The sequence below is a fragment of the Shewanella electrica genome (assembly GCF_022321485.1).
In the GTDB taxonomy this organism is placed as follows: Bacteria; Pseudomonadota; Gammaproteobacteria; order Enterobacterales; family Shewanellaceae; genus Shewanella; species Shewanella electrica.
In genome coordinates this window covers 83,943-103,152 of sequence record NZ_JAKOGG010000009.1, presented here as the reverse complement: position 1 = coordinate 103,152, position 19,210 = coordinate 83,943, and the positions used below count along the sequence as shown (strand labels likewise).

Below are 19,210 nucleotides of genomic sequence, written 5' to 3'. Positions count from 1 at the left end.
AAGGCTCCCGCAGGAGCCTTTTTGCTATGTATCAGCCTAGAATGGCGCGTCGATATCGACCACATCCACCAGTTTGTGGTTCACAAACTCTTTCAAACCCAAGCCTAACAATTCGCGGCCGTAACCTGAGTTACGAATACCGCCAAATGGCAGATCGGCTTTCACCATGGTTGGGTGGTTCACAAACACCATACCGGTAGAGATTTGGTGTGCAACACGTTCACCACGTTGTTCATCTTTGGTAAACACTGAGCCGCCCAAACCAAATGGAGAGTCGTTAGCGATAGCAATCGCGTCCGCTTCATCTTTGGCGCGCAGGATCATCGATACTGGGCCGAAGAATTCCCAATAGTACGCTGGGTTATCTGGGGTCACGTTGGTCAAAATCGTTGGCTGTACAAACGCGCCTTTGCTTGGCACTTTTGGCCCGACTTCGGTCGCAGTGGCGCCATGTTCCACTGCTTCTTTGATTTTCTGCTTCACTTCATCAGCCGCACCTTGTGACGACAACGGTGCCAGCGTGGTGCTTGGGTCCATTGGGTCGCCTGCTTTCAAGCCTGCAACACCTTCGGTGTATTGCTGCAAGAATTGGTCGTAAACCTTATCAACAATGATCATGCGTTTAGAGGACACACATACTTGACCGCCGTTCCAGTGACGGCCAAACACCGCCCATTTCACGGTTTTTGCCATATCGGCATCTTCCAACACCACAAAGGCATCGGCGCCACCGAGTTCGAGGGTCGATTTCTTCATCGCTTTACCCGCTTGTGCAGCCACGACTGCACCAGCACCTTCAGAGCCAGTCAAAGCCACACCGTGTACACGGCGGTCATTGATGATCATCTCAATCTGTGAACGGGTAGCGTATAAGTTTTGGAAACCACCGTGCGGTAGCCCCGCATCACGCATCAGGCTTTCAAAAGCGGCGGCGGCTTGCGGTACGTTGGAAGCGTGTTTCAGCAGCAGCGTATTACCAGCAGAGAGCTGTGGTGCCAAAATACGGGCAATTTGGTAGTACGGGAAGTTCCATGGCTCAATCGCCAAAATCACCCCAAGTGGTTCATGCACTAAGGTGGCACGGCCTTCAGCCGGATCGGCCACTGGCAGTTTTTCTGGTGCCAACAACGCGGCGGCATTTTTCACGTAGTATTCGAGGATCTGCGCCGACAGTTCGACTTCGGCTTCCGCCTCTGCAATCACTTTGCCCATTTCGAGGGTAAGGATTTCAGCATATTGGCGTTTGTTGCCACGCAAAATATTGGCGGCGTTTTGCAGAATTTCAGCACGTTTGGCAAAGCTGGTGGTACGCCAAGAAAGAAACGCTTGATGAGCGGCAGTGATCGCCTGCTCTACTTCTGCGTCAGTGGCATTCGGGAACGATTTAACTTGCTCGCCAGTGTAGGGATTTACTGTTGCATAACTCATAAACAGACCTCCTTGTTTCGAGTGTAGCGAAGCATTGTGTTTTGCTAGGTGCATCCATACCTCGCTAACACGTCGAAATATCAAATTTGCGATACCGCAGTGACCATTCTTTACCGCGCGTTATCGCACACGAATGGGCCAAGGACAGCACCAGCCTAAGCTGGCCCGCTTGGCTCGATGAGATATCGGCAGTTGAGCGACTGCCCAAGCTGCCGATAAATTTCAAACTGTTATTAACTTTTACTTTTTGGCTGCCGCCAGTACTTGTTCAAGCACTTGTTCAGCATTTGCTGCTACTTCATCACCACACGCCTTGTTCAGCAATTGGACAAAAGTTTTGAGCTGGGCTGGAGTAATGCCGTTATTCATGCTGATGGCGTAGTGCGCAGCCAACTGGCTTTCGACACCGTTAATATTGGCCAACGCCGCTATGGTCGCGACTTCTCGGTCTTGCCATGACAGCACGCCACGTTCAAAGATGTCGCCAAACAGGTGCGCTTTGAGGTATTCATCTGCCGCGGGTGCAAAATCAAATAACGGGCCTTTTACCTCGCGGCCAATCAGTTTGGTTTGGTTGGCAGAGCCGATTGCAAGGCTAGATTTACCAACGGGGATCGATTGACCTGCTGCGCCTTCGACATCATTAATGCCATGGCTTTTACGCTGTTGCAGCACGTTCATGAAAGTGCTCAGCCCGTTTAAGCTGCGGGGGAAACCGGCGTAGGCATACATTTGCACCAGTATTTCTTTAATTTCGTTAACGGTGAGACCCGCATCTAGCCCAGCATTCAAGCTAGTCGTAAGTTGGTCAATTTCACCGGCGGCGGTGTGCGCAGCAATTGGAATGATCGCCTGCTGTCTTGCATCAAAATCAGATTTCATGGCATGCGCCTCCGATACGCTAAACACTGCCATACATAACCATATGAGTGCGTTAAACCATTTCGTCATCTTGAACATATCCTGTTACAGCGTTCCGGCGGGTAGTTGCCGCCACGTCAGTTGCAGCGAGTACGGTATCACTGTAGCGCGTCGATAGTGATGACGTTAGCCTATTTATGGCAAATCATTGCCTAATTTTCCAAAACTTAATATATTGCGCTAGCGTCGGTACAACACCAGAGCAGCGCGCGTTTTATTGCGTTCAATATGTACTAATATTCTGTTTTTTAACAATTAAATTTTATTCACCCGCAAAACATCCTAAAAATCACCTTACAGCAACATAAATTAAACAGGATGAAACACCGCTGATTCATTGCTTAATAATCTTACCCTCCGGTAAAGTGCAACAAGCAAACAGCCGCAAACGTCTATGAGTAACGCTATGGCACTAAACAACGACATCAATTTGACCTGTCACGCTGAGGTATTGGCTCAGCTGATTGCGAAACACAGTATCGACAAACAGACGGTCAACACCGATATCAGCGGCTTGCGGCTATATCAGTGGAGCTACTCGACACCGCCGATCAGTTGTAGCCACAGTGCCAGCATCTGCTTAATCGCCCAAGGCAGTAAGCAAATTGTGCTCGGCGATCAACGGTATCACTATGACCCAACACATTTTTTAGTGTCGTCTATCGAACTGCCGGTGATTGCCAACATCGTTGAAGCTAGCGAGCAACGGCCTTATTTAAGCCTGTCGCTTGATTTAGATCTGGCCGAAATCTCTCAACTCATCACCACCGGTGAGTTTAGTTACCTAAACAACAAACAAACGCACACCGGCCTGTCGGTGAGCCAACTGTCGCCAACATTAATGGATGCGTTTATTCGCTTGGTGAAGTTGTTAGATGAACCCAGCAATATCAAAGTATTAGCACCGCTGATTAAGCAGGAAATCTTCTTTCGATTACTGAGCAGTGATCAGGGGCCAAGGATAAGCCAGATAGTGACGTCAGAAAGTCATAGCCAGCAGATTGCTCGCGCGATTAACTGGCTAAAGCAGCATTTCGCGCGACCACTGAATGTGGGGGAATTAGCAACCGAGTCAGGCATGAGCAAATCGGCGTTTTATACCCATTTTCGTGCCATCACCTCAATGACGCCGTTGCAGTTTCAAAAAAAATTACGCCTCAGTGAAGCGCGCCGTTTGATGCTGACCGAAAACTTGGATGCCATGAGCACCAGCTTTCAAGTGGGTTATGAAAGCCCATCGCAGTTTAGCCGAGAGTACAGCCGCTTATTTGGCGCACCACCACTGACCGATATCAAGAAACTGCGTGAAGCCAGCCCAGTTTAGCGCCGGTCATCGTAGCGGACGCAAGGCTCGAAAAAAAGCACGATAAAATTAGCGTCACTGCTCCATTCCAAAGCCATCGAGTGCCGAGTATCACTTTTTGCTCGGCCAAGGCAGTTGCCACGGTTCACCCCAATCGGCCAGTTGCTGCGTGACGGCGGGACTAACAAACTGCTCACCGACGGTTGGTGCGCACAAGTAGCGGTATGCTTGCCCTTGCCAATCAAATTGCAGCCCGTAAGCATGCAGATAACCACGCTCGGCGTCGTCCGCGGCGCCATACAGTGGATCACCTAAAATCGGCACCGCCAAGCTGGCTAACGCCACCCGCAATTGATGGGTTTTGCCGCTCAATGGCTTGAGCAGATATAAGCGTAAGCCGTCGGCCACCGATTGACTGAAAAATTGCGTAATAGCGGGGTTGTCAGTGCTGCGCAGTAATTTGTACATGCCACGGCGCGATTTTGCCATGTCACCGACCACCCAACCTTGTTTCTTCTTCGGTTTGCCTTGGGCTAACGCCAGATAAAACTTTTGCACTTGGTGCTGGGTAAATAGTTCGGTAAATTGCGCCGCCGCGGCGGAGCTACGTGCCAGCAGCAATAGCCCAGAGGTCATGGTATCGAGGCGATGCACTGAGTACAGCTTGGTGTCGAGGTCGTGCTCTAGCTGCGCCACTAGGCCAGCGGTGCCATCTTGGCTATGAAAATGCACGCCGGGGGCTTTGTCGACCACGATGAAATCGGGCTCGTCAGCAATGATGCGGTAGTTAGTTGAACTCATGGTTTAAAGGTGAGCGTGACCAGCAAACCTGGCTGGTTATCGCCTAATTCAATCGTGGCATGGTGGCGCGATAATATCGCTTTTACCATCGAAAGCCCAAGGCCATTACCTTGTTCATGACGGCTCGGGTCGAGCCGCACTAAGCGCTCAAACACTCGCTCCCGTGCCTCTTCTGGTATGCCCGGGCCATTATCGGCAATGGTGATAACGTTGTAGTGCTGGCGAATACTGATGTGCGCGCCTTGGCCAGCATACTTAATGGCATTATCGACCAAGTTAAACAATGCTTGGAATAACAGGTGTTTATCACCAGAAATCACACAATCCTGATCGGTGGTTAACGTCAGTTGCTGCTGTTGCTCTTCCGCCAACGCTTCAGCCATTTCCAACAGATCATCACATAACTCTTGTAGCCGCACCGGCGTTAGCTCTAAGTCTTGCTGGCCTTCTTCAATACGGGTCAGCGCCAGCATGGCGTTAAAGGTAGCAAGGCAATGATCTAACTCATCGGTCAGCTCACCGCAGCGCTCCGGCAGTTGTTCCGGCGGATAATACGGCAGTTGCTCAACACCAATCCGCAGATGCGACAACGGCGTGCGCATGTCGTGAGCGATATTATCGGTCACGCCACGTACCGCGTGCAGGTTATGTTCGAGCGAGTCGAGCACTCGGTTAAACTGCGCCGCCAGCATATCAAATTCATCATTGCGCTTACTCACCGGCAGACGAGTGTTGTAGTAGCCTTGCTCAATCCGCTCACTCAAACGGTTGTAATGCAGTAAGCGCCGCAGCAACCCTTTGGAAAACAGATAACCCAAAGCAAAGGTGAGCAGAATGGTCAACGCCATGGCGGTGAGCGCCACGTTAACAAACTTAGTGATCAGCGCCGCCAGTTGGTCGGTGCGGGTAGCAATCAACACTGGGCCGTAACGGGTGATAACAATGCCGCCGGTGAGGATGTGAATTTTCTCGCTGCTGCCCACTAAAATGGGGAAATCTTTGGTTTCGGGCAGTACCGGCATATCTTCTGGCATGATGCTGAGAGAGCCAAGCAGCTCCAGCCCCGCTTGCCACGCAATCAGCGCAGTGCGGGAGTCAGCAGTGCGGATCTGCGCCGCAAAAGCGCGGCGATCCACGGTGAAGGCCAGTTGTTGATAGCGCTGCGCTTCCGAAATCAAGTGTTGTTCCACCTGCAATTTCTGCTCGGCCACCAACTGGCGATACACCACATACAACAAGCTGCCAATGATTAAGGTCACCAGCAGCGAAAAGATAATGGCAATGCGCCACACGCTGCTTTGGTGCGGCTTAATTGCCTTTGCGGAGACGATAGCCTGCTCCTCGGACGGTCTCAATCAGATCACCATGGCCTAACTCTTCAAACTTACGCCGCAGTTTAGCAATATGTACGTCGATAACGTTAGTACGTGGATCAAAATGATAGTCCCATACCGCTTCAAACAGCAGCGTACGGCTGACCACTTGGTTGGCGTGTTCCATCAAGTATTTCAGCAGCAGGAATTCTTTCGGTTGCAGCAGCAGTTCTTGCCCATCGAGTGTCACCGAGCGCGTTAGCAGCTCCATGCTCAGCGGGCCCACTTGCATATCGGTTTTGGCCGGTGCACCGCCGCCACGTTGCATCAATTTTTCTGCGCGAACCAGCAGCTCTGAGAACGCAAACGGCTTGGTCATGTAATCATCGCCGCCGGCACGCAGGCCTTTGACGCGCTCATCCACATGGCTCAGCGCCGACAAAATCAGCACCGGGGTTTGGTTGCCGGTCGCCCGCAGCGCCGCCAACAGTTTTAGCCCATCCAGTTGTGGCAGCATGCGGTCTAAGATAATCAGATCGAAACTACCACTGGTGGCTAACACTAAGCCGTTTTGACCATCACTGGCGGTCTCGATGCCATAGCCCTGCTCCACAAAGCCCTTGGCGATATAATCTAGGGTGGTGCTGTCGTCTTCTACGAGTAAGATTTTCATCCATCAATCCCATTTCAACAGCGGCAATTGCCGCCGATGGTCAATATCATAAGCTAAACGCTCGCTACCGTCGGCGTTTAACAGTTTGAGTTCGATATAGCTGATGCCTAAGCCGCGGTCCAGCTTAGCGGACACCAGTTTGCCCTGTTTGTGTGCCAAAGCTTGGTTGAGCAGCTGACTAAATTGCAACTGTTGTTGCTGTAGGTGCTGCACCACGCGCAGCAGCTCGTCTTGGCTATCCAACCGTTGATCTTGCTGTTGCAGCAGTGCGCCATCATGGGCATTTAATAACAGTAGATGGCAGGTCTTAGTGATTGGTTCAATCAGTTGGATATCATATTGCACTTGTTGCTGCTGAGTGCTGATGCTGAACTGTGTTACGACACCGGGAAACTGCTGCTCGACCTGAGCGATCATCCGCCGTGGCGCCAGCAACTCACCATTGTTTAGCCCTTGCCAATAGGATGGAGTCGCCTGTGCCGCTGCAGATATCAAACTCAGCGCCACGATAATCAACCTCATGCAGCCTCCACCGAATACTGGCGCACGACAGCAACCTGACAACGGCTAATACCACTGTTATTAAGCGTTGACGCTATCGCGCGATTTACTTATTTAACGGCAGTATAACCAAGTCCACTTTAAAGCAGCATGGAAGCTAGATTAAGTTTTGATCATCTAATGCAGTGGCGGAGTATCAGCTATAACTCAGCGTTATCAAATAGATGGATCAGCTCTGATTTGAGGGCAACATCGGTCACCATACCTTCATGGAAACCGAGTTTGTCGGCGAGGTTAACGGTCACCTCTGCTTGTAGTTGCTCTGATACGCCCGCCAGTGAACAGGCCACTCGTACTAAATCGCCCATGACCAACATCGAGGTAATTGTCACCGACAATTTATTGAAACTACGTGGCAAGCGTCCTTGGCTGATGGAACTAAAGCGCACGCCTTGATTGGGGATCACCCAGCGCACCGTCATGCCCAACTGCAACTGACCAGCGTTGGCACAGGCAATGCGCTGCTCACCAAACTGTAACCATGCCAGTTGCTGCTGATTCTCCAACGCCACCACCTCAGCACTGAAGATATTGCGCAGCCCCATATGCCGTGCCACCAGCTCGTCGTTGGGTTGGGCCATCACCGCCAGCGGCGGTCCTTGCTGCAGCAGTTTGCCTTGGCTGATCAACGCGACTTTGTCGGCCAACAGTATCGCCTCGTTAATATCGTGCGTCACCATAATGACCGGAATGTTCAACTGACGTTTCAGCTGCGCCAACTCGATATACAGACGCTCGCGGGTGCCACGATCCACCGCTGAAAACGGCTCGTCCAGCAATAGCACTTGCGGGTTACGTGCTAAAGCCCGCGCGAGGGCGACCCGTTGTTTCTGCCCACCAGAGAGCTGATGCGGTAAGCGGTCGGGGAAACCTTCAAGATTCACCCGCCGTAGCCAATCTTGCGCCTGCTGGCGGCGCTGTGCCGCGGGCAGATGATCAAGCCCAGCCATCACGTTGGCTTCAGCATTGAGATGAGGGAACAAGCCAAAATGCTGCGGCACATATCCCAGATGTCGTTGCTGCGGCGTTAAGCATAACTGCTCGTTACACCAGATTTGCTCACCGCAACGAATATCACCTTGCTGCGGTTTGGCTAAGCCAGCAATCATCCGCAGCAGCGTGGTTTTGCCTCCGCCCGATGGTCCCACCACAGCTAATAGTTCGCCCGCAGGGCACTGAAACTCGGCCTGCAGCACAATATCGCGCTGTTGATTGATACGCACTTGCAGCGCGCCGGTTGGTGTTGTTACGGCGGTACTCATTGGCGCACCACTCGACGTGACATGGCCGAGGTGATGGCTAAAGTCACCATGGCAAACAGCACCAATAACAACGACATCATGCCTGCGCCGTCATAATCAAACGCCTGCACTTTATCGTAGATAGCAATTGATAACGTTTTGGTTTCGCCTTCAATGGCGCCGCCCATCATTAACACCACGCCAAATTCGCCCAGCACATGGGAGAAACTGAGCACAATGGCAGTGAGGATGCCGGGCCAAGCCAACGGCAACTCTACACGCCAGAAGATGCGCCAACGACTCATGCCACAGCAAGCTGCCGCATCGCGGATCTCGGCCGGAATAGCTTCAAACGCCCGTTGAATCGGTTGCACCGCAAAAGGAATATTGATCAGAATGGAGGCAATAACTAAGCCAGAAAAATGAAACACTAACTGGATATCAAGGTACTGCGCTAACAGTGCGCCGAGCCAACTGTCGCGCCCCAACCCCACCAGCAAGTAATAACCCACCACGGTCGGCGGTAACACCAGTGGCACCATGATCAGCGCTTCCAACCAGGCTTTGCCGAACCACTGCCGGTAGGCCAATGTGCGCCCCAGCCATAATGCTAATGGTAATAAAATCAATACGCTGACTAACGCCAGCTTGCCCGAAAGCCACAGCGCCTGCCAATCCATTAACGACTATCCGGCAAACCAAAACCAAACTCAGTAAACACTGCTTGCGCCTTGGGCGATTGCAGGTACTGATAGAACTGTTTGGCTTCAACAGAGGCAGACTTCATTAACACCATCCGCTGTGCCAACGGTGTGTAATCATGTTCGATAACAATATAGCGGCTGCGTTGCCGAAACTGCGGTGCAACCGCCAGCGATAACGCCACGATGCCACCATCAGTGGAACCACTAAGGGCAAACTGCGCCGCTTGTGACACGTTTTCGCCGTAAACCAGTTTGCCTTGCAGCGCCTGCCACAACCCAAGATGTTGCAGCAGTTCACGAGCACGTTCGCCATAAGGCGCATGCTCAGGATTGGCAATAGCAAAACGGTTAATTTGGTTATCGGCGAGCAGTTGTTTGAGGGAGTTGAGTTGGCTATCTAACTGAATGGGCGAGTTATTTGGTACGGCCAATGCCAGCTTGCCGTAGGCATAGATATGGCCAGCATCGAGCGTTACCCCTTTATCGACCAGTGCCGCGACATATTTTTCATCGGCCGAGAGAAACAGTTCAAACGGTGCGCCGTGGCTCAGTTGGGTGACAAAATTACCCGATGAGCCATACGACACTTGTACTTGCCGCCCAGTGTCGGCGTGGTACTGGCTAACAATCTGCTCCATGGCAAACTTGATGTTAGCCGCCGCAGCCACTTTAGGCGCGGGAGCCGCCATGGTTGCACTACAAAACAGTACGCTTAACAACCATAGCCAGTGACGCATCAACTGTCTCCGTTATTCCATGCTTGCGCCGCTTGCTCGTCTGAATCACGCGCTTCGACCCAATGCGCACCATCAGGGCTCGCTTCTAATTTCCAGAATGGCGCTTTGGTTTTGAGAAAATCGATCAAAAATTCACAGGCGGCAAATGCCGCCTTGCGATGGGCGCTGCTAACGCCGATAAACACAATCTGCTCACCCAGATGCATGGTGCCAACGCGATGAATAATGGTGACAAAATTCAACGGCCAACGTTCACGCGCTTCGGCAACAATCTTATGCAATACCGCTTCGGTCATGCCCGGATAATGTTCCAACGTCAGGTCAGTCACCGCACTGCCGTCGTTGAAATCGCGCACTTTACCGACAAAAGTGACCACCGCGCCGTCGCCATTATCGCCAGCAATCTGCTGATACTCGGCCGGTACGTGGAAATCTTCACTCTGAACAATGATGCGATCGGCTTGCATGGTTAGCCTCCGGTTACCGGTGGGAAAAAGGCCACTTCATCGCCATCGCTCACCGCCGCCTGCCACTGGCTCATGGTTTGATTGATCGCCACCAGCAGTTTGTCGGAATCCAGCACTTGCGCCCATTTATCATTTTGGCCCGCCAGATGGGCACGCAGCTCTGCCGCTGTCGCAATATTATCCGCAGCCACTTGAATGGAGGCAGTACCTAACAGTTCGCGTACTTGTGCAAAAAATAAGACGTTAATCATTGGGTTATACCTTAAAGTGACCAGATTTACCGCCGCGTTTTTCCAACAAACGCACGCCAGTAATGTGCATATCTTTTTGCACCGCTTTACACATATCGTAGATGGTCAATGCCGCGACTGACGCCGCAGTCAGCGCTTCCATCTCCACCCCGGTTTTACCACTCAGTTTGCACAAACTGGTGATGCGCACGCGGTTGTGTTCTGGTTGTGCTTCTAAATCCACTTCCACTTTGGTCAGCATCAGCGGATGGCACAACGGGATCAACGCCGAGGTATTTTTAGCAGCCATGATGCCGGCAATACGTGCGGTGGCAAAGACGTCGCCTTTGTGGTGGCTGCCGCTGATGATCATTTCCAATGTGGCCGGAGCCATTTCGATAAAGGCTTCGGCGCGCGCTTCACGTTCGGTGACAGACTTTTCAGTCACATCCACCATGTGCGCATTACCATCAGCATTGATATGGGTAAAACTGTCAGACATATCGTTAACCTATGTCACATCAAAAGTGATTAAAAAAGAGAATAACGCAAACGGCTGGCGTGTTACACGCCAGCACTTAACCGCCAATAGATGCCAGATGCTGGGTCACGCCAGTAAAGCCTTGATGCAAGAAATGGGTTTCTTTCTTCAGGCGCAATTGGGCGTGCAGACGCTCTACCAACTCAGGGCGCTGCTCTGGAGATTGCAACAAATCGCGTAAATCTAAACCTTGTTCGGTAAACAAGCACAAGTGCAGTTTGCCTGTAGCAGAAACGCGTAAACGGTTGCAAGTCGAGCAGAAATTAGGTGAATACGGCATGATCAAACCGATGCGGCCTTGATAATCCGCATGGCTAAAGTTACGCGCCGGGCCATCATCAACATCGGATTGATCCAACTGCCAGCCCTCGGCCAACAATCGGGCTTGAATATCGGCACCCGCCAGATGATGCGCGTTAAAATACTCTGCGCCGAGCCCCGTTTGCATCAGCTCAATAAAGCGCAAATCGATCGGGGTAGATTTGATCCAGTGCAGGAAGCGCGGCAGGTCTTTGTCGTTCAGATCTTTCAGCAACACCGCGTTGATCTTTACACGCTCGAAACCCGCTTCTAACGCGGCATCAATCCCACGCATCACTGAGTCAAATTTGTTTTCACCAGTGATCTGGTAAAACATGCGAGGGTCCAAACTATCAACAGAGACGTTGATGCGACGCAAACCGGCTTCATACCACTCTTGTGCATGTTGCTCGAGGCGATAACCGTTAGTGGTGGTAGCAATGGTTTTTACTTGTTCGTTAGCGGCTACCGCACGGATGATGTCAGTAAAATCTTTACGCAGCGTAGGTTCGCCGCCAGTAATACGGATTTTTTGCGTGCCAACTTGGGCAAATGCGCCAACGAGTTGCTCGATTTCACTGAGCGTCAGAAATGAGTGCTTACCGTTCGGACGATAACCATCCGGCAAACAGTAACCACATTTGAAATTACATACGTCGGTAACCGACATGCGCAGATAATGAAACCTGCGACCAAAAATGTCTTGCAGTTGGGACATGATCACCTTTCCAAACACGGGAGGTGAGGTCATTTCTTCCCTCACCCCGGTGGCGTTATTGCCACGGCTATCACCCCGTATCTTCAATGACGTAGGGACCATAGCTCGGAGAACCGTCAGGCCTGTATTATAGGTGTAAAGCCAGCGCAACAAAACCCCTAAGCAGATTGTTTTATCTTCACTATTTACATCTTAAAGTGCATTCTGTGACTATTATCAAGATCTTGCTTCACCATGCACTGTCGTCGTAAAAATGTGCGTAGCCACCCACTGCAGTTAATGTTAGCGGCGCGAAGACTATAATTACATCGCCCACATTAACCCCGACAAAGGTAGAAAAATGGAACGCGAATCAATGGATTTCGATGTGGTGATCGTTGGCGCTGGCCCGGCAGGCTTAGCCGCCGCTTGTCGTTTAATGCAAATTGCTAACGATACAGAGCAGCCCCTTTCCGTTTGTGTGGTTGAAAAAGGCGCCGACGTCGGTAGCCATATTCTTTCTGGTGCCTTGCTGGAAACCAGTGCGTTAGACGAACTGTTTAGCGACTGGAAAAACATGGACGTCCCACTGGACAGCGCCGTCACTCACGATGAGTTTCATTGGCTTAGCGCCGATTCCGCCAAAACTATTCCCCATAAATTGGTGCCTAAGTCGATGAACAACGACGGCAACTATATGGTCAGTGCGGGCAACTTATGCCGTTGGTTAGCCCAGCAAGCCGAGGCGTTAGGTGCCGAGATCTATCCGGGCTTTGCCGCCAAAGAGTTGCTGATCGATGAACAGCTGAACACCGTCACTGGCGTGTTGATCGGTGACATGGGCCGCGATAAAAACGGCACCAAGAAAGATACCTTTGTTGCGGGTATGGAACTGCGCGCTAAATACACCATTCTCGCCGAGGGCTGCCGTGGTCATCTCGGTAAACAGTTGATCAAACACTACCATCTGGATAACGGTAAGAGCCCGCAACATTACGGCATCGGTTTTAAAGAGGTATGGCGCATCCCAGCCGAGCAGCACCAAGCGGGTAAAGTGATTCACACTGGCGGCTGGCCACTCACAGAAGCCGCTGGCGGTGGCTTTGTTTATCATATGGATAACCAATTAGTAGCGGTAGGACTGATTGTTGACCTTAACTACCGTAATCCACACCTCAGCCCGTTCGACGAATTTCAACGCTACAAAACCCATCCGCTGCTGGCCGGTCTCCTGCAAGGCGGTGAACGCATCGCTTATGGTGCCCGCGCGATCAGTAAAGGTGGCTTTAACTCGCTGCCGAAAATGAGCTTTCCCGGTGGCTTGTTGATTGGTTGCGATGCGGGCACGCTCAATTTTGCCAAGATCAAAGGCATTCACACTGCGATGAAGAGTGGCATGCTGGCCGCCGAAACGCTGGCCGAAGCCTTTATCAAAGGCGTTGAAGCGGGTAAAGATCTGGACTGTTTTGCCACCCGCATGGAGCAAAGCTGGCTGCACGATGAGCTACACAGCGCCCGCAACTTTGGCCCGGCGCTGCATCGCTTTGGCACCGTGCTTGGCGGCATGTTCAACTACATTGAACAAAACTGGTTTGGCGGTAATTTCCCGCTGACATTACGCGATGATCGCGCCGATTATCGCAGCTTAGGCAAAGCTGCAGACTTTGCCAAAATTGACTATCCTGCGCCCGACGGCAAGCTCACCTTTGATCGCTTATCGTCGATTTATCTGTGCAACATCTCCCACGAGGAAAACCAGCCTTGTCACCTATTGCTGCGTGATCAACAAATCCCCATCAGCAGCAATTTGCCGCTGTTTGATGAGCCCGCACAACGTTATTGCCCCGCAGGGGTTTATGAAATCGTCACCACGGCCGATAACAGTAAATTCGTGATAAATGCGCAAAACTGCATCCACTGTAAAACCTGCGATATCAAAGACCCAGCGCAGAATATTCGCTGGATAACGCCTGAAGGCGGTAGCGGGCCCAATTACTCCGGCATGTAACATTTACCATTTAGCATGATGCAACGCATTGCACTCGGGGCAATGCGCATGGATAATTTTGCCCGCAATTTAATAGGCGTACCGCCTGAGTCACACAAGAAGTTGATGTTAACTATGCTGAATAAGCTCTCAATAAAACAAAAATTTATCTTCACCATCATTCTCGCGGTCTTGATTCCCAGCCTCGTGGTGGGGATCTTAGGGCAAAACAGCGCCCGCGAAGTTATCAGTCAACGTATGCTCGGCGCCGAGTTGCCTAACCTGTTACTGCAAATTCGTTACCGTATCGAACGTCAGATCGGTGGCTTGGCCGACGCAGCAAAACAGCTGGGCGAAGATCCTCTGCTCAACGACTGGTTGCAACGTGGTTTGCCTGACGCAGAAGAACCGCTGTTGGAGAAAAAGCTACAGGCGCTATACGACCAGTATTCGTTGAGCCAAGCATCCTATGCTGACCGTCAATCGGCGGCGTACTACACTCAGCAAGGGCTATTACGCGTACTGAATCGCGAACAAGATTCGTGGTTTTTTGCCTACCGCGATAGCGGCCAAGCCACCATGCTGAAACTGTACACCACGCCAGAAACCGGTGTTGTTCAGCTGTTTATCAACTATCAGCAAGTGAACGGCCGCGCGTTAGTGGGCTTAGCGAAGAGCTTGAATGATATGGCGGAGTTGATCAGCAGCTTCAAAATTGAAACCACTGGACAAGTCTATCTGGTCGACGGTACCGGCACTGTGGAAATCCACCGCAACAAGGCCCTCGCCGGCAAAGCGAAGTTACAACAGCTGTATGGCAATGCCGATTTGCAACAGTTGATGCAAAAACAACAGATGGCATTGACCACCGTAGATAGCCCCAAAGGCAAACTGTTGCTCGCCAGCAGTTATATGCCAGATCTGGGTTGGTATCTGGTGGCCGAAGTACCACAGAGCGAAGTGTTTGCTGAGTTAGATCGCGCCACTTGGCAGATCTTAGTGTGGACCTTAGTGATCTGCGCCAGTTTTATCATTTTGGCGGTGCTTGGCGGTGGCTCTATCAGCCGTCCTATCAGTGCGGCGGCCAAAATGTTTGAAGAACTGGGCCAAGGCGATGGTGACTTGCGTAAGCGTTTGCCGGAAGACGGAGCCGATGAACTGAGTCGTTTAGCCAGAGGTTTTAACCGCTTTGTCGATAAGATCCAGCAATCGATGCAAGCGGTGGCGAGTACCAGTAATAACCTGACAGAGTCGGCACAAGAAGCCGCCACCCATTCACGTCAAACCGCGCAAGACAGCCAAACCCAGCACGGCCACGCCATGACCGTTGCTACGGCGGTCAACCAAATGGGGGCCACCGTCAATGAGATTGCCGCCAACGCCGCCCAAGCGGCTGATGCCGCCAAAGAGGCGGACAGTGATGCGGCTAACGGCCAAGTAGTGGTATCTCGCGCCAAGGCGACCATTAGCGAACTCTCAAACGACATCAGCGATATGGCAGCCATCATCGCCAATCTATCGCAAAATACCGATGCCATCGGTTCGATTTTGGATGTGATCCGCAGTATCTCAGATCAAACCAACTTGCTGGCACTTAATGCCGCCATTGAAGCCGCCCGCGCTGGTGAAGCAGGCCGCGGATTCTCGGTGGTGGCCGATGAAGTGCGTAATCTGGCAGCGCGTACCGCCAACTCCACCGATGAAGTACAACAGATGATCGATAAACTGCAAGCCGAAGCGGGTAATGCCGTCAATGCCATGCAGCGTAGCCAGCAACGCTCAAAGCAAGGGGTGCAAGCGGCCGATGAAGCCGCCGCCGCGTTGGAACAGATTATTGCGCGTATTTCAGTGATCACTGAGATGAATATTCAGGTGGCTGCGGCTACCGAAGAGCAGTCCAGTGTGGTCAATGAAATCAATCACCACCTGACGGATATCAGCGATGTTACCGCCCGCAGCGAAACCCGCGCGGCCGAAGGAGCCGAAGCCAGTGAGCAGCTGAATAAACTGGCAGCGTCACTGACTCAGCTTGTTGGTCAATTCCGTATCTAATCAGCTTATTCGCGGCACTCAGCGTAACAGCTGGGTGACCGCGGACATACGCCGCCGCGCGCGCATATCAAACGCGCCTGCTGCTGTAATCCGCGCTCCAACCAGTGAATATTTAAAATCCGCGCGATGGTGTGCAGCTTACGTTTGATGTTGAGCGGAATATCCACCTCGCCGCCGTTCGCCACACACACCTGCTTTAATGCCGCCGCTAACTCGGCCGCATCTTCGCCTTGGGCTTCAATTGCTGGGTTCAAATCGATACCCGCACACAACACTCGCTGATTGCCAGCCAAATCCTGCACGCTGACCGACTCACAACAATAAATACGCGTCTGCTGCGCGGTATCGAGTAGCGAAATTTGCGCAGCGCTGCCGGATTGCGGCTCCGTCAACATGCGAAACACCGACCAATGCTGACATGGGTCGGCCACGGTGCGCATATTGCCCCACGGCAGCGGAATACCATTACCGCGATACACCGCTTTGAGCTTGCCTGGGGCGTAAGCATCAAAATAGTGCCAATGGGGATAAGGTGACACCACGGTCATGCGCCGCATCGCCACCGACGGTGATACCTGCGCCCGCTGATGCACACTCACCTCATAGCCGTGGCGGTCGAGCAACTGCCGAAATGGCACTTTCGGGCACAGTAACGCACCGGCAAAAAAGCTCGCCTCAAACTCGCGCCATGCCTGCAAAATATCTTGCGCATTCACCGAAGTAGACGGCATTAACACTGCATCCGCCGCACTGGCCGAGCCGATGCTGAGCACGTTGTTAAAACCCTCGCTGTTATGCAGCACGCAGTGGCCGATGTGCACCGCCAAGTCGTACTTCATGCGGGTAGGGCTGGTTTTGAGGATCTCGTTCAACGCCAACTGCCCGGGGCCATCAAGATAGGAGGTCACCACTCGCTGACCGCTGATGCCATGAGCATCCACCACGGTTTTTGGCGCTTCGTTAAACCAACGGATCTGCAAGCCATGCGCCTTAGCCAACGCCAGCATCTCCTCCACGCTGAGCGCCAGCTGTTTCTGTCCCACCTCTTCTGCTGCTCGCTCCAGATCGGGAAAGTGGTTTTGGTGATATTCCTGATAGGCGCGAATCAACAGCTGGGCAAATTGGCGCCCGCTGGTGCCGGTTTGCGACAACATCTCCGGAATGGCAATTTGTAAAATATCGCCAGAAAACAGAAAGCCCGGCTCCAATGGCATGCCGCTTAAACCACCACGTTTGCCCTTTTGCGGCACAATCGCATCATCGCCGGGCGTGTCATCCAAAAACCAGTCGAGATCTTTCTGAAATACGGTCGCAATCACCCGCAGCATCTCCACGCTGGGGGTGCGCTTGCCGCGTTCAATCATCGATAGATACGACACCGATGGTGCGCTCTCAGGATCGACTCGCACACAACGCGCCGACAGGTCTTCCATGGTTAAATGGTTACGTTTCCGTAGGTTACGGATCTTGGTGCCGAGAAAATGAGACTTGCGGGTCAGGCTGATTTCTGTACGCATTCTGTAAAATTCACAATGTAGAATTTTTATTGTGAAATTATAGTTAACTTTTAGATAGGCTACAAAATATCCAATTAAGGAGAGTCTTAACCAGCCATCGAGCCAACAGGAGAGCAGCATGAGCATGTCATTACCGCTAACAGAGCTAAAAACCCACCATCCACGCATTGCTGCTGCGGTGCTAGCAACTGAATCGCTACGGCAACGCCACATCGCCGATAAGTTGCACCATGCCAAGCAGCTGATGGACGAGTTATTTCCACTCAGCCAAGGGTCGCATCAAGATGTTGCCAGCTATCTGGTGTATTACCAGCATCTGCTGGCCTGCCATAAAGATGGTGTACTCAGTGGCCTGCGTCAACCAAGCCAATTTGTGGCGTTAGGTGGTCAACGCGAACAACCGCAAAGCCTGTTGTTGAAGCATGAAAGCGGTTGCCATTTGGCGCTGTGTTTTGATGTACAAGGAGATATTGGTGCCAATGATGCCGCTAACTTGCAAGATGTGTGTTTAGAGAACGGCCATCTGCCGCAGCAACAACGCCATTGGCTAAGCCTGTTACATGACGCTCCGTTGCTGGCGGCAATGGAGCAAAACTTTACTGCCAGTAATGGTCGCCAGTATGCCTTTGCTTAATGTGTCCGCAGCACCATGCTCGTGTGCCCAGTTGGCATGATTCAATTTTATTTAATCACTGTATAAAGTTAATTTGATTTTTCTCATTGTCTGCGATTTTTTATACTGCGGTGACTTCGCCAATGGCGGCCAGTAAAAGGACAATGATTGATGTTATCCAGTGCCACGCTGCAACCGCGTTATCGCAAAGCGCTGTTTTTAACCCTAGCACTCATCTGTTTTCTGCCAGCAATCAATTCGCCTACTGCACTGATTTTAGGGTTTATGCTGGCTAATGTTGTTGGCATGCCGCAGGATTGGCAACTGGGCGCCGTCACCAAAAAACTGCTGTCGCTGTCGATTATCTGCTTGGGCTTTGGCATTCCGTTTAGCCAAGCGCAGCAAGTGACTCTGAATAATTTGCCGCTCATACTTGGCTCGATCATCGCCACCATTGTCATTGGGACCTTGTTAGCTAAGCTGTTTAAGTTGGAACGTAACACTGGCCACTTAATCGCTTGTGGTACCGCTATCTGTGGCGGCAGCGCCATTGCTGCCGTGGCCCCAGCCATTAATGCCAAGAACGACCAAACGGCACTGGCACTCGCTTGTGTATTTGTACTCAACTCTATCGCGCTGTTTATCTTCCCGCTGATCGGCCACATGCTGGATTTGAGTCAGCAGCAATTTGGTGTATGGAGCGCCATTGCGATTCACGACACCTCGTCAGTGGTCGGCGCGGCGTCAGCCTACGGTGAAGAAGCGCTCAAAACCGCCACCACCATCAAGCTGGCGCGCGCGCTGTGGATTGTGCCGGTCGCAGCGTTGAGTGCCATGTGGTTTGGTGGCGAACGCAAGCTCAAGGTGCCAGCATTTATCGTCTATTACTGCTTGGCGATTGCCATCAGTAGCCTGCTGCCGCAGGGGCAATTGCTGTACGACGGCCTATTTATCGCCGGGAAACGTTTGTTGATTGTGTGTTTGTTTTTGGTGGGCTGTGGCATCACCATCAGCAAGTTGCGCTCTCACGGTACGCGACCATTGGTGAGTGCGACACTGCTGTGGATTGCTATTGCGTGTGGTTCGTTGAGTGTGGTGCTGCTAACCCGGAGTTAGCTGTGGCA

At 52.0% G+C, this 19,210-nt stretch carries 19 protein-coding genes and 1 riboswitch; of the genes, 5 read left to right on the top strand and 14 right to left on the bottom strand.

The window, feature by feature from the left end:
- Positions 1-36: 36 nt before the first annotated feature.
- Both L9G74_RS13430 and L9G74_RS13425 read right to left on the bottom strand, forming a co-directional pair.
- On the bottom strand, positions 37-1,428 hold the full coding sequence (locus tag L9G74_RS13430; RefSeq protein ID WP_238896924.1) for an NAD-dependent succinate-semialdehyde dehydrogenase: 1,392 nt from the start codon (positions 1,426-1,428) through the stop codon (positions 37-39).
- A gap of 240 nt (positions 1,429-1,668) precedes the next feature.
- On the bottom strand, positions 1,669-2,310 hold the full coding sequence (locus L9G74_RS13425) for a carboxymuconolactone decarboxylase family protein (RefSeq protein ID WP_238896923.1): 642 nt from the start codon (positions 2,308-2,310) through the stop codon (positions 1,669-1,671).
- A gap of 445 nt (positions 2,311-2,755) precedes the next feature.
- On the opposite strand from L9G74_RS13425, the gene L9G74_RS13420 reads away from it, so the two are divergent.
- Complete coding sequence (locus L9G74_RS13420) at positions 2,756-3,673, top strand: AraC family transcriptional regulator (protein WP_238896922.1); 918 nt, start codon at positions 2,756-2,758, stop codon at positions 3,671-3,673.
- Positions 3,674-3,763: 90 nt separating this feature from the next.
- Here the strand turns inward: L9G74_RS13420 and L9G74_RS13415 are convergent, their stop codons facing one another.
- The 11 genes from L9G74_RS13415 to moaA all read right to left on the bottom strand — a co-directional run bounded on the left by L9G74_RS13415 (position 3,764) and on the right by moaA (position 11,938).
- The gene (locus L9G74_RS13415; protein ID WP_238896921.1) at positions 3,764-4,453 is read right to left on the bottom strand and encodes a TIGR01621 family pseudouridine synthase; all 690 of its coding nucleotides are present in this window, start codon (positions 4,451-4,453) and stop codon (positions 3,764-3,766) included.
- Positions 4,450-5,712: a sensor histidine kinase gene (locus tag L9G74_RS13410; protein WP_238896963.1), complete on the bottom strand. Its 1,263-nt coding sequence runs from the start codon at positions 5,710-5,712 to the stop codon at positions 4,450-4,452. Before L9G74_RS13410 ends, L9G74_RS13415 begins: the two co-directional genes overlap by 4 nt.
- A 49-nt stretch (positions 5,713-5,761) precedes the next feature.
- Entirely contained in the window at positions 5,762-6,439 is a 678-nt protein-coding gene (locus L9G74_RS13405; protein ID WP_238896920.1) for a response regulator transcription factor, read from the bottom strand.
- 3 nt (positions 6,440-6,442) lie between these two features.
- On the bottom strand, positions 6,443-6,961 hold the full coding sequence (locus tag L9G74_RS13400) for a hypothetical protein (protein ID WP_238896919.1): 519 nt from the start codon (positions 6,959-6,961) through the stop codon (positions 6,443-6,445).
- 179 nt (positions 6,962-7,140) lie between these two features.
- Complete coding sequence (locus L9G74_RS13395; RefSeq protein WP_238896918.1) at positions 7,141-8,262, bottom strand: ABC transporter ATP-binding protein; 1,122 nt, start codon at positions 8,260-8,262, stop codon at positions 7,141-7,143.
- Positions 8,259-8,921 (bottom strand): molybdate ABC transporter permease subunit, encoded by a 663-nt coding sequence (gene modB / locus L9G74_RS13390; protein ID WP_238896917.1) that lies wholly within the window; start codon positions 8,919-8,921, stop codon positions 8,259-8,261. Before modB ends, L9G74_RS13395 begins: the two co-directional genes overlap by 4 nt.
- Positions 8,921-9,682, bottom strand: coding sequence for a molybdate ABC transporter substrate-binding protein (gene modA, locus L9G74_RS13385; RefSeq protein ID WP_238896916.1), 762 nt, complete (start codon positions 9,680-9,682; stop codon positions 8,921-8,923). Before modA ends, modB begins: the two co-directional genes overlap by 1 nt.
- Positions 9,682-10,149, bottom strand: a complete 468-nt coding sequence (moaE, locus tag L9G74_RS13380; protein ID WP_238896915.1) for a molybdopterin synthase catalytic subunit MoaE — start codon at positions 10,147-10,149, stop codon at positions 9,682-9,684. The genes modA and moaE overlap by 1 nt, the downstream gene beginning before the upstream one ends.
- A gap of 2 nt (positions 10,150-10,151) precedes the next feature.
- On the bottom strand, positions 10,152-10,400 hold the full coding sequence (gene moaD / locus L9G74_RS13375) for a molybdopterin synthase sulfur carrier subunit (protein WP_238896914.1): 249 nt from the start codon (positions 10,398-10,400) through the stop codon (positions 10,152-10,154).
- A gap of 4 nt (positions 10,401-10,404) precedes the next feature.
- On the bottom strand, positions 10,405-10,881 hold the full coding sequence (moaC, locus tag L9G74_RS13370) for a cyclic pyranopterin monophosphate synthase MoaC (RefSeq protein ID WP_238896913.1): 477 nt from the start codon (positions 10,879-10,881) through the stop codon (positions 10,405-10,407).
- Positions 10,882-10,957: 76 nt separating this feature from the next.
- Positions 10,958-11,938, bottom strand: coding sequence for a GTP 3',8-cyclase MoaA (gene moaA, locus L9G74_RS13365; protein ID WP_238896912.1), 981 nt, complete (start codon positions 11,936-11,938; stop codon positions 10,958-10,960).
- A riboswitch (molybdenum cofactor riboswitch) is annotated at positions 11,926-12,061 on the bottom strand. It overlaps the preceding gene by 13 nt.
- Positions 12,062-12,278: 217 nt before the next feature.
- Here moaA and L9G74_RS13360 point away from each other — a divergent pair.
- Together L9G74_RS13360 and L9G74_RS13355 are read left to right on the top strand one after the other, a co-directional pair.
- A complete protein-coding gene (locus L9G74_RS13360; RefSeq protein WP_238896911.1) occupies positions 12,279-13,925 on the top strand; it encodes an electron transfer flavoprotein-ubiquinone oxidoreductase in 1,647 nt (548 codons plus the stop codon).
- Positions 13,926-14,039: 114 nt separating this feature from the next.
- Entirely contained in the window at positions 14,040-15,956 is a 1,917-nt protein-coding gene (locus L9G74_RS13355; RefSeq protein WP_238896910.1) for a methyl-accepting chemotaxis protein, read from the top strand.
- Positions 15,957-15,961: 5 nt separating this feature from the next.
- Here L9G74_RS13355 and L9G74_RS13350 read toward each other — a convergent pair whose 3' ends face one another.
- Positions 15,962-17,473: a DUF3612 domain-containing protein gene (locus L9G74_RS13350; protein WP_238896909.1), complete on the bottom strand. Its 1,512-nt coding sequence runs from the start codon at positions 17,471-17,473 to the stop codon at positions 15,962-15,964.
- A gap of 118 nt (positions 17,474-17,591) precedes the next feature.
- Between L9G74_RS13350 and L9G74_RS13345 the strand changes: the two genes are divergently transcribed.
- Together L9G74_RS13345 and L9G74_RS13340 are read left to right on the top strand one after the other, a co-directional pair.
- A complete protein-coding gene (locus L9G74_RS13345; protein ID WP_238896908.1) occupies positions 17,592-18,107 on the top strand; it encodes an aldolase/citrate lyase/malate synthase family protein in 516 nt (171 codons plus the stop codon).
- A gap of 150 nt (positions 18,108-18,257) precedes the next feature.
- Positions 18,258-19,202: a YeiH family protein gene (locus L9G74_RS13340; protein WP_238896907.1), complete on the top strand. Its 945-nt coding sequence runs from the start codon at positions 18,258-18,260 to the stop codon at positions 19,200-19,202.
- Positions 19,203-19,210 lie beyond the last annotated feature (8 nt).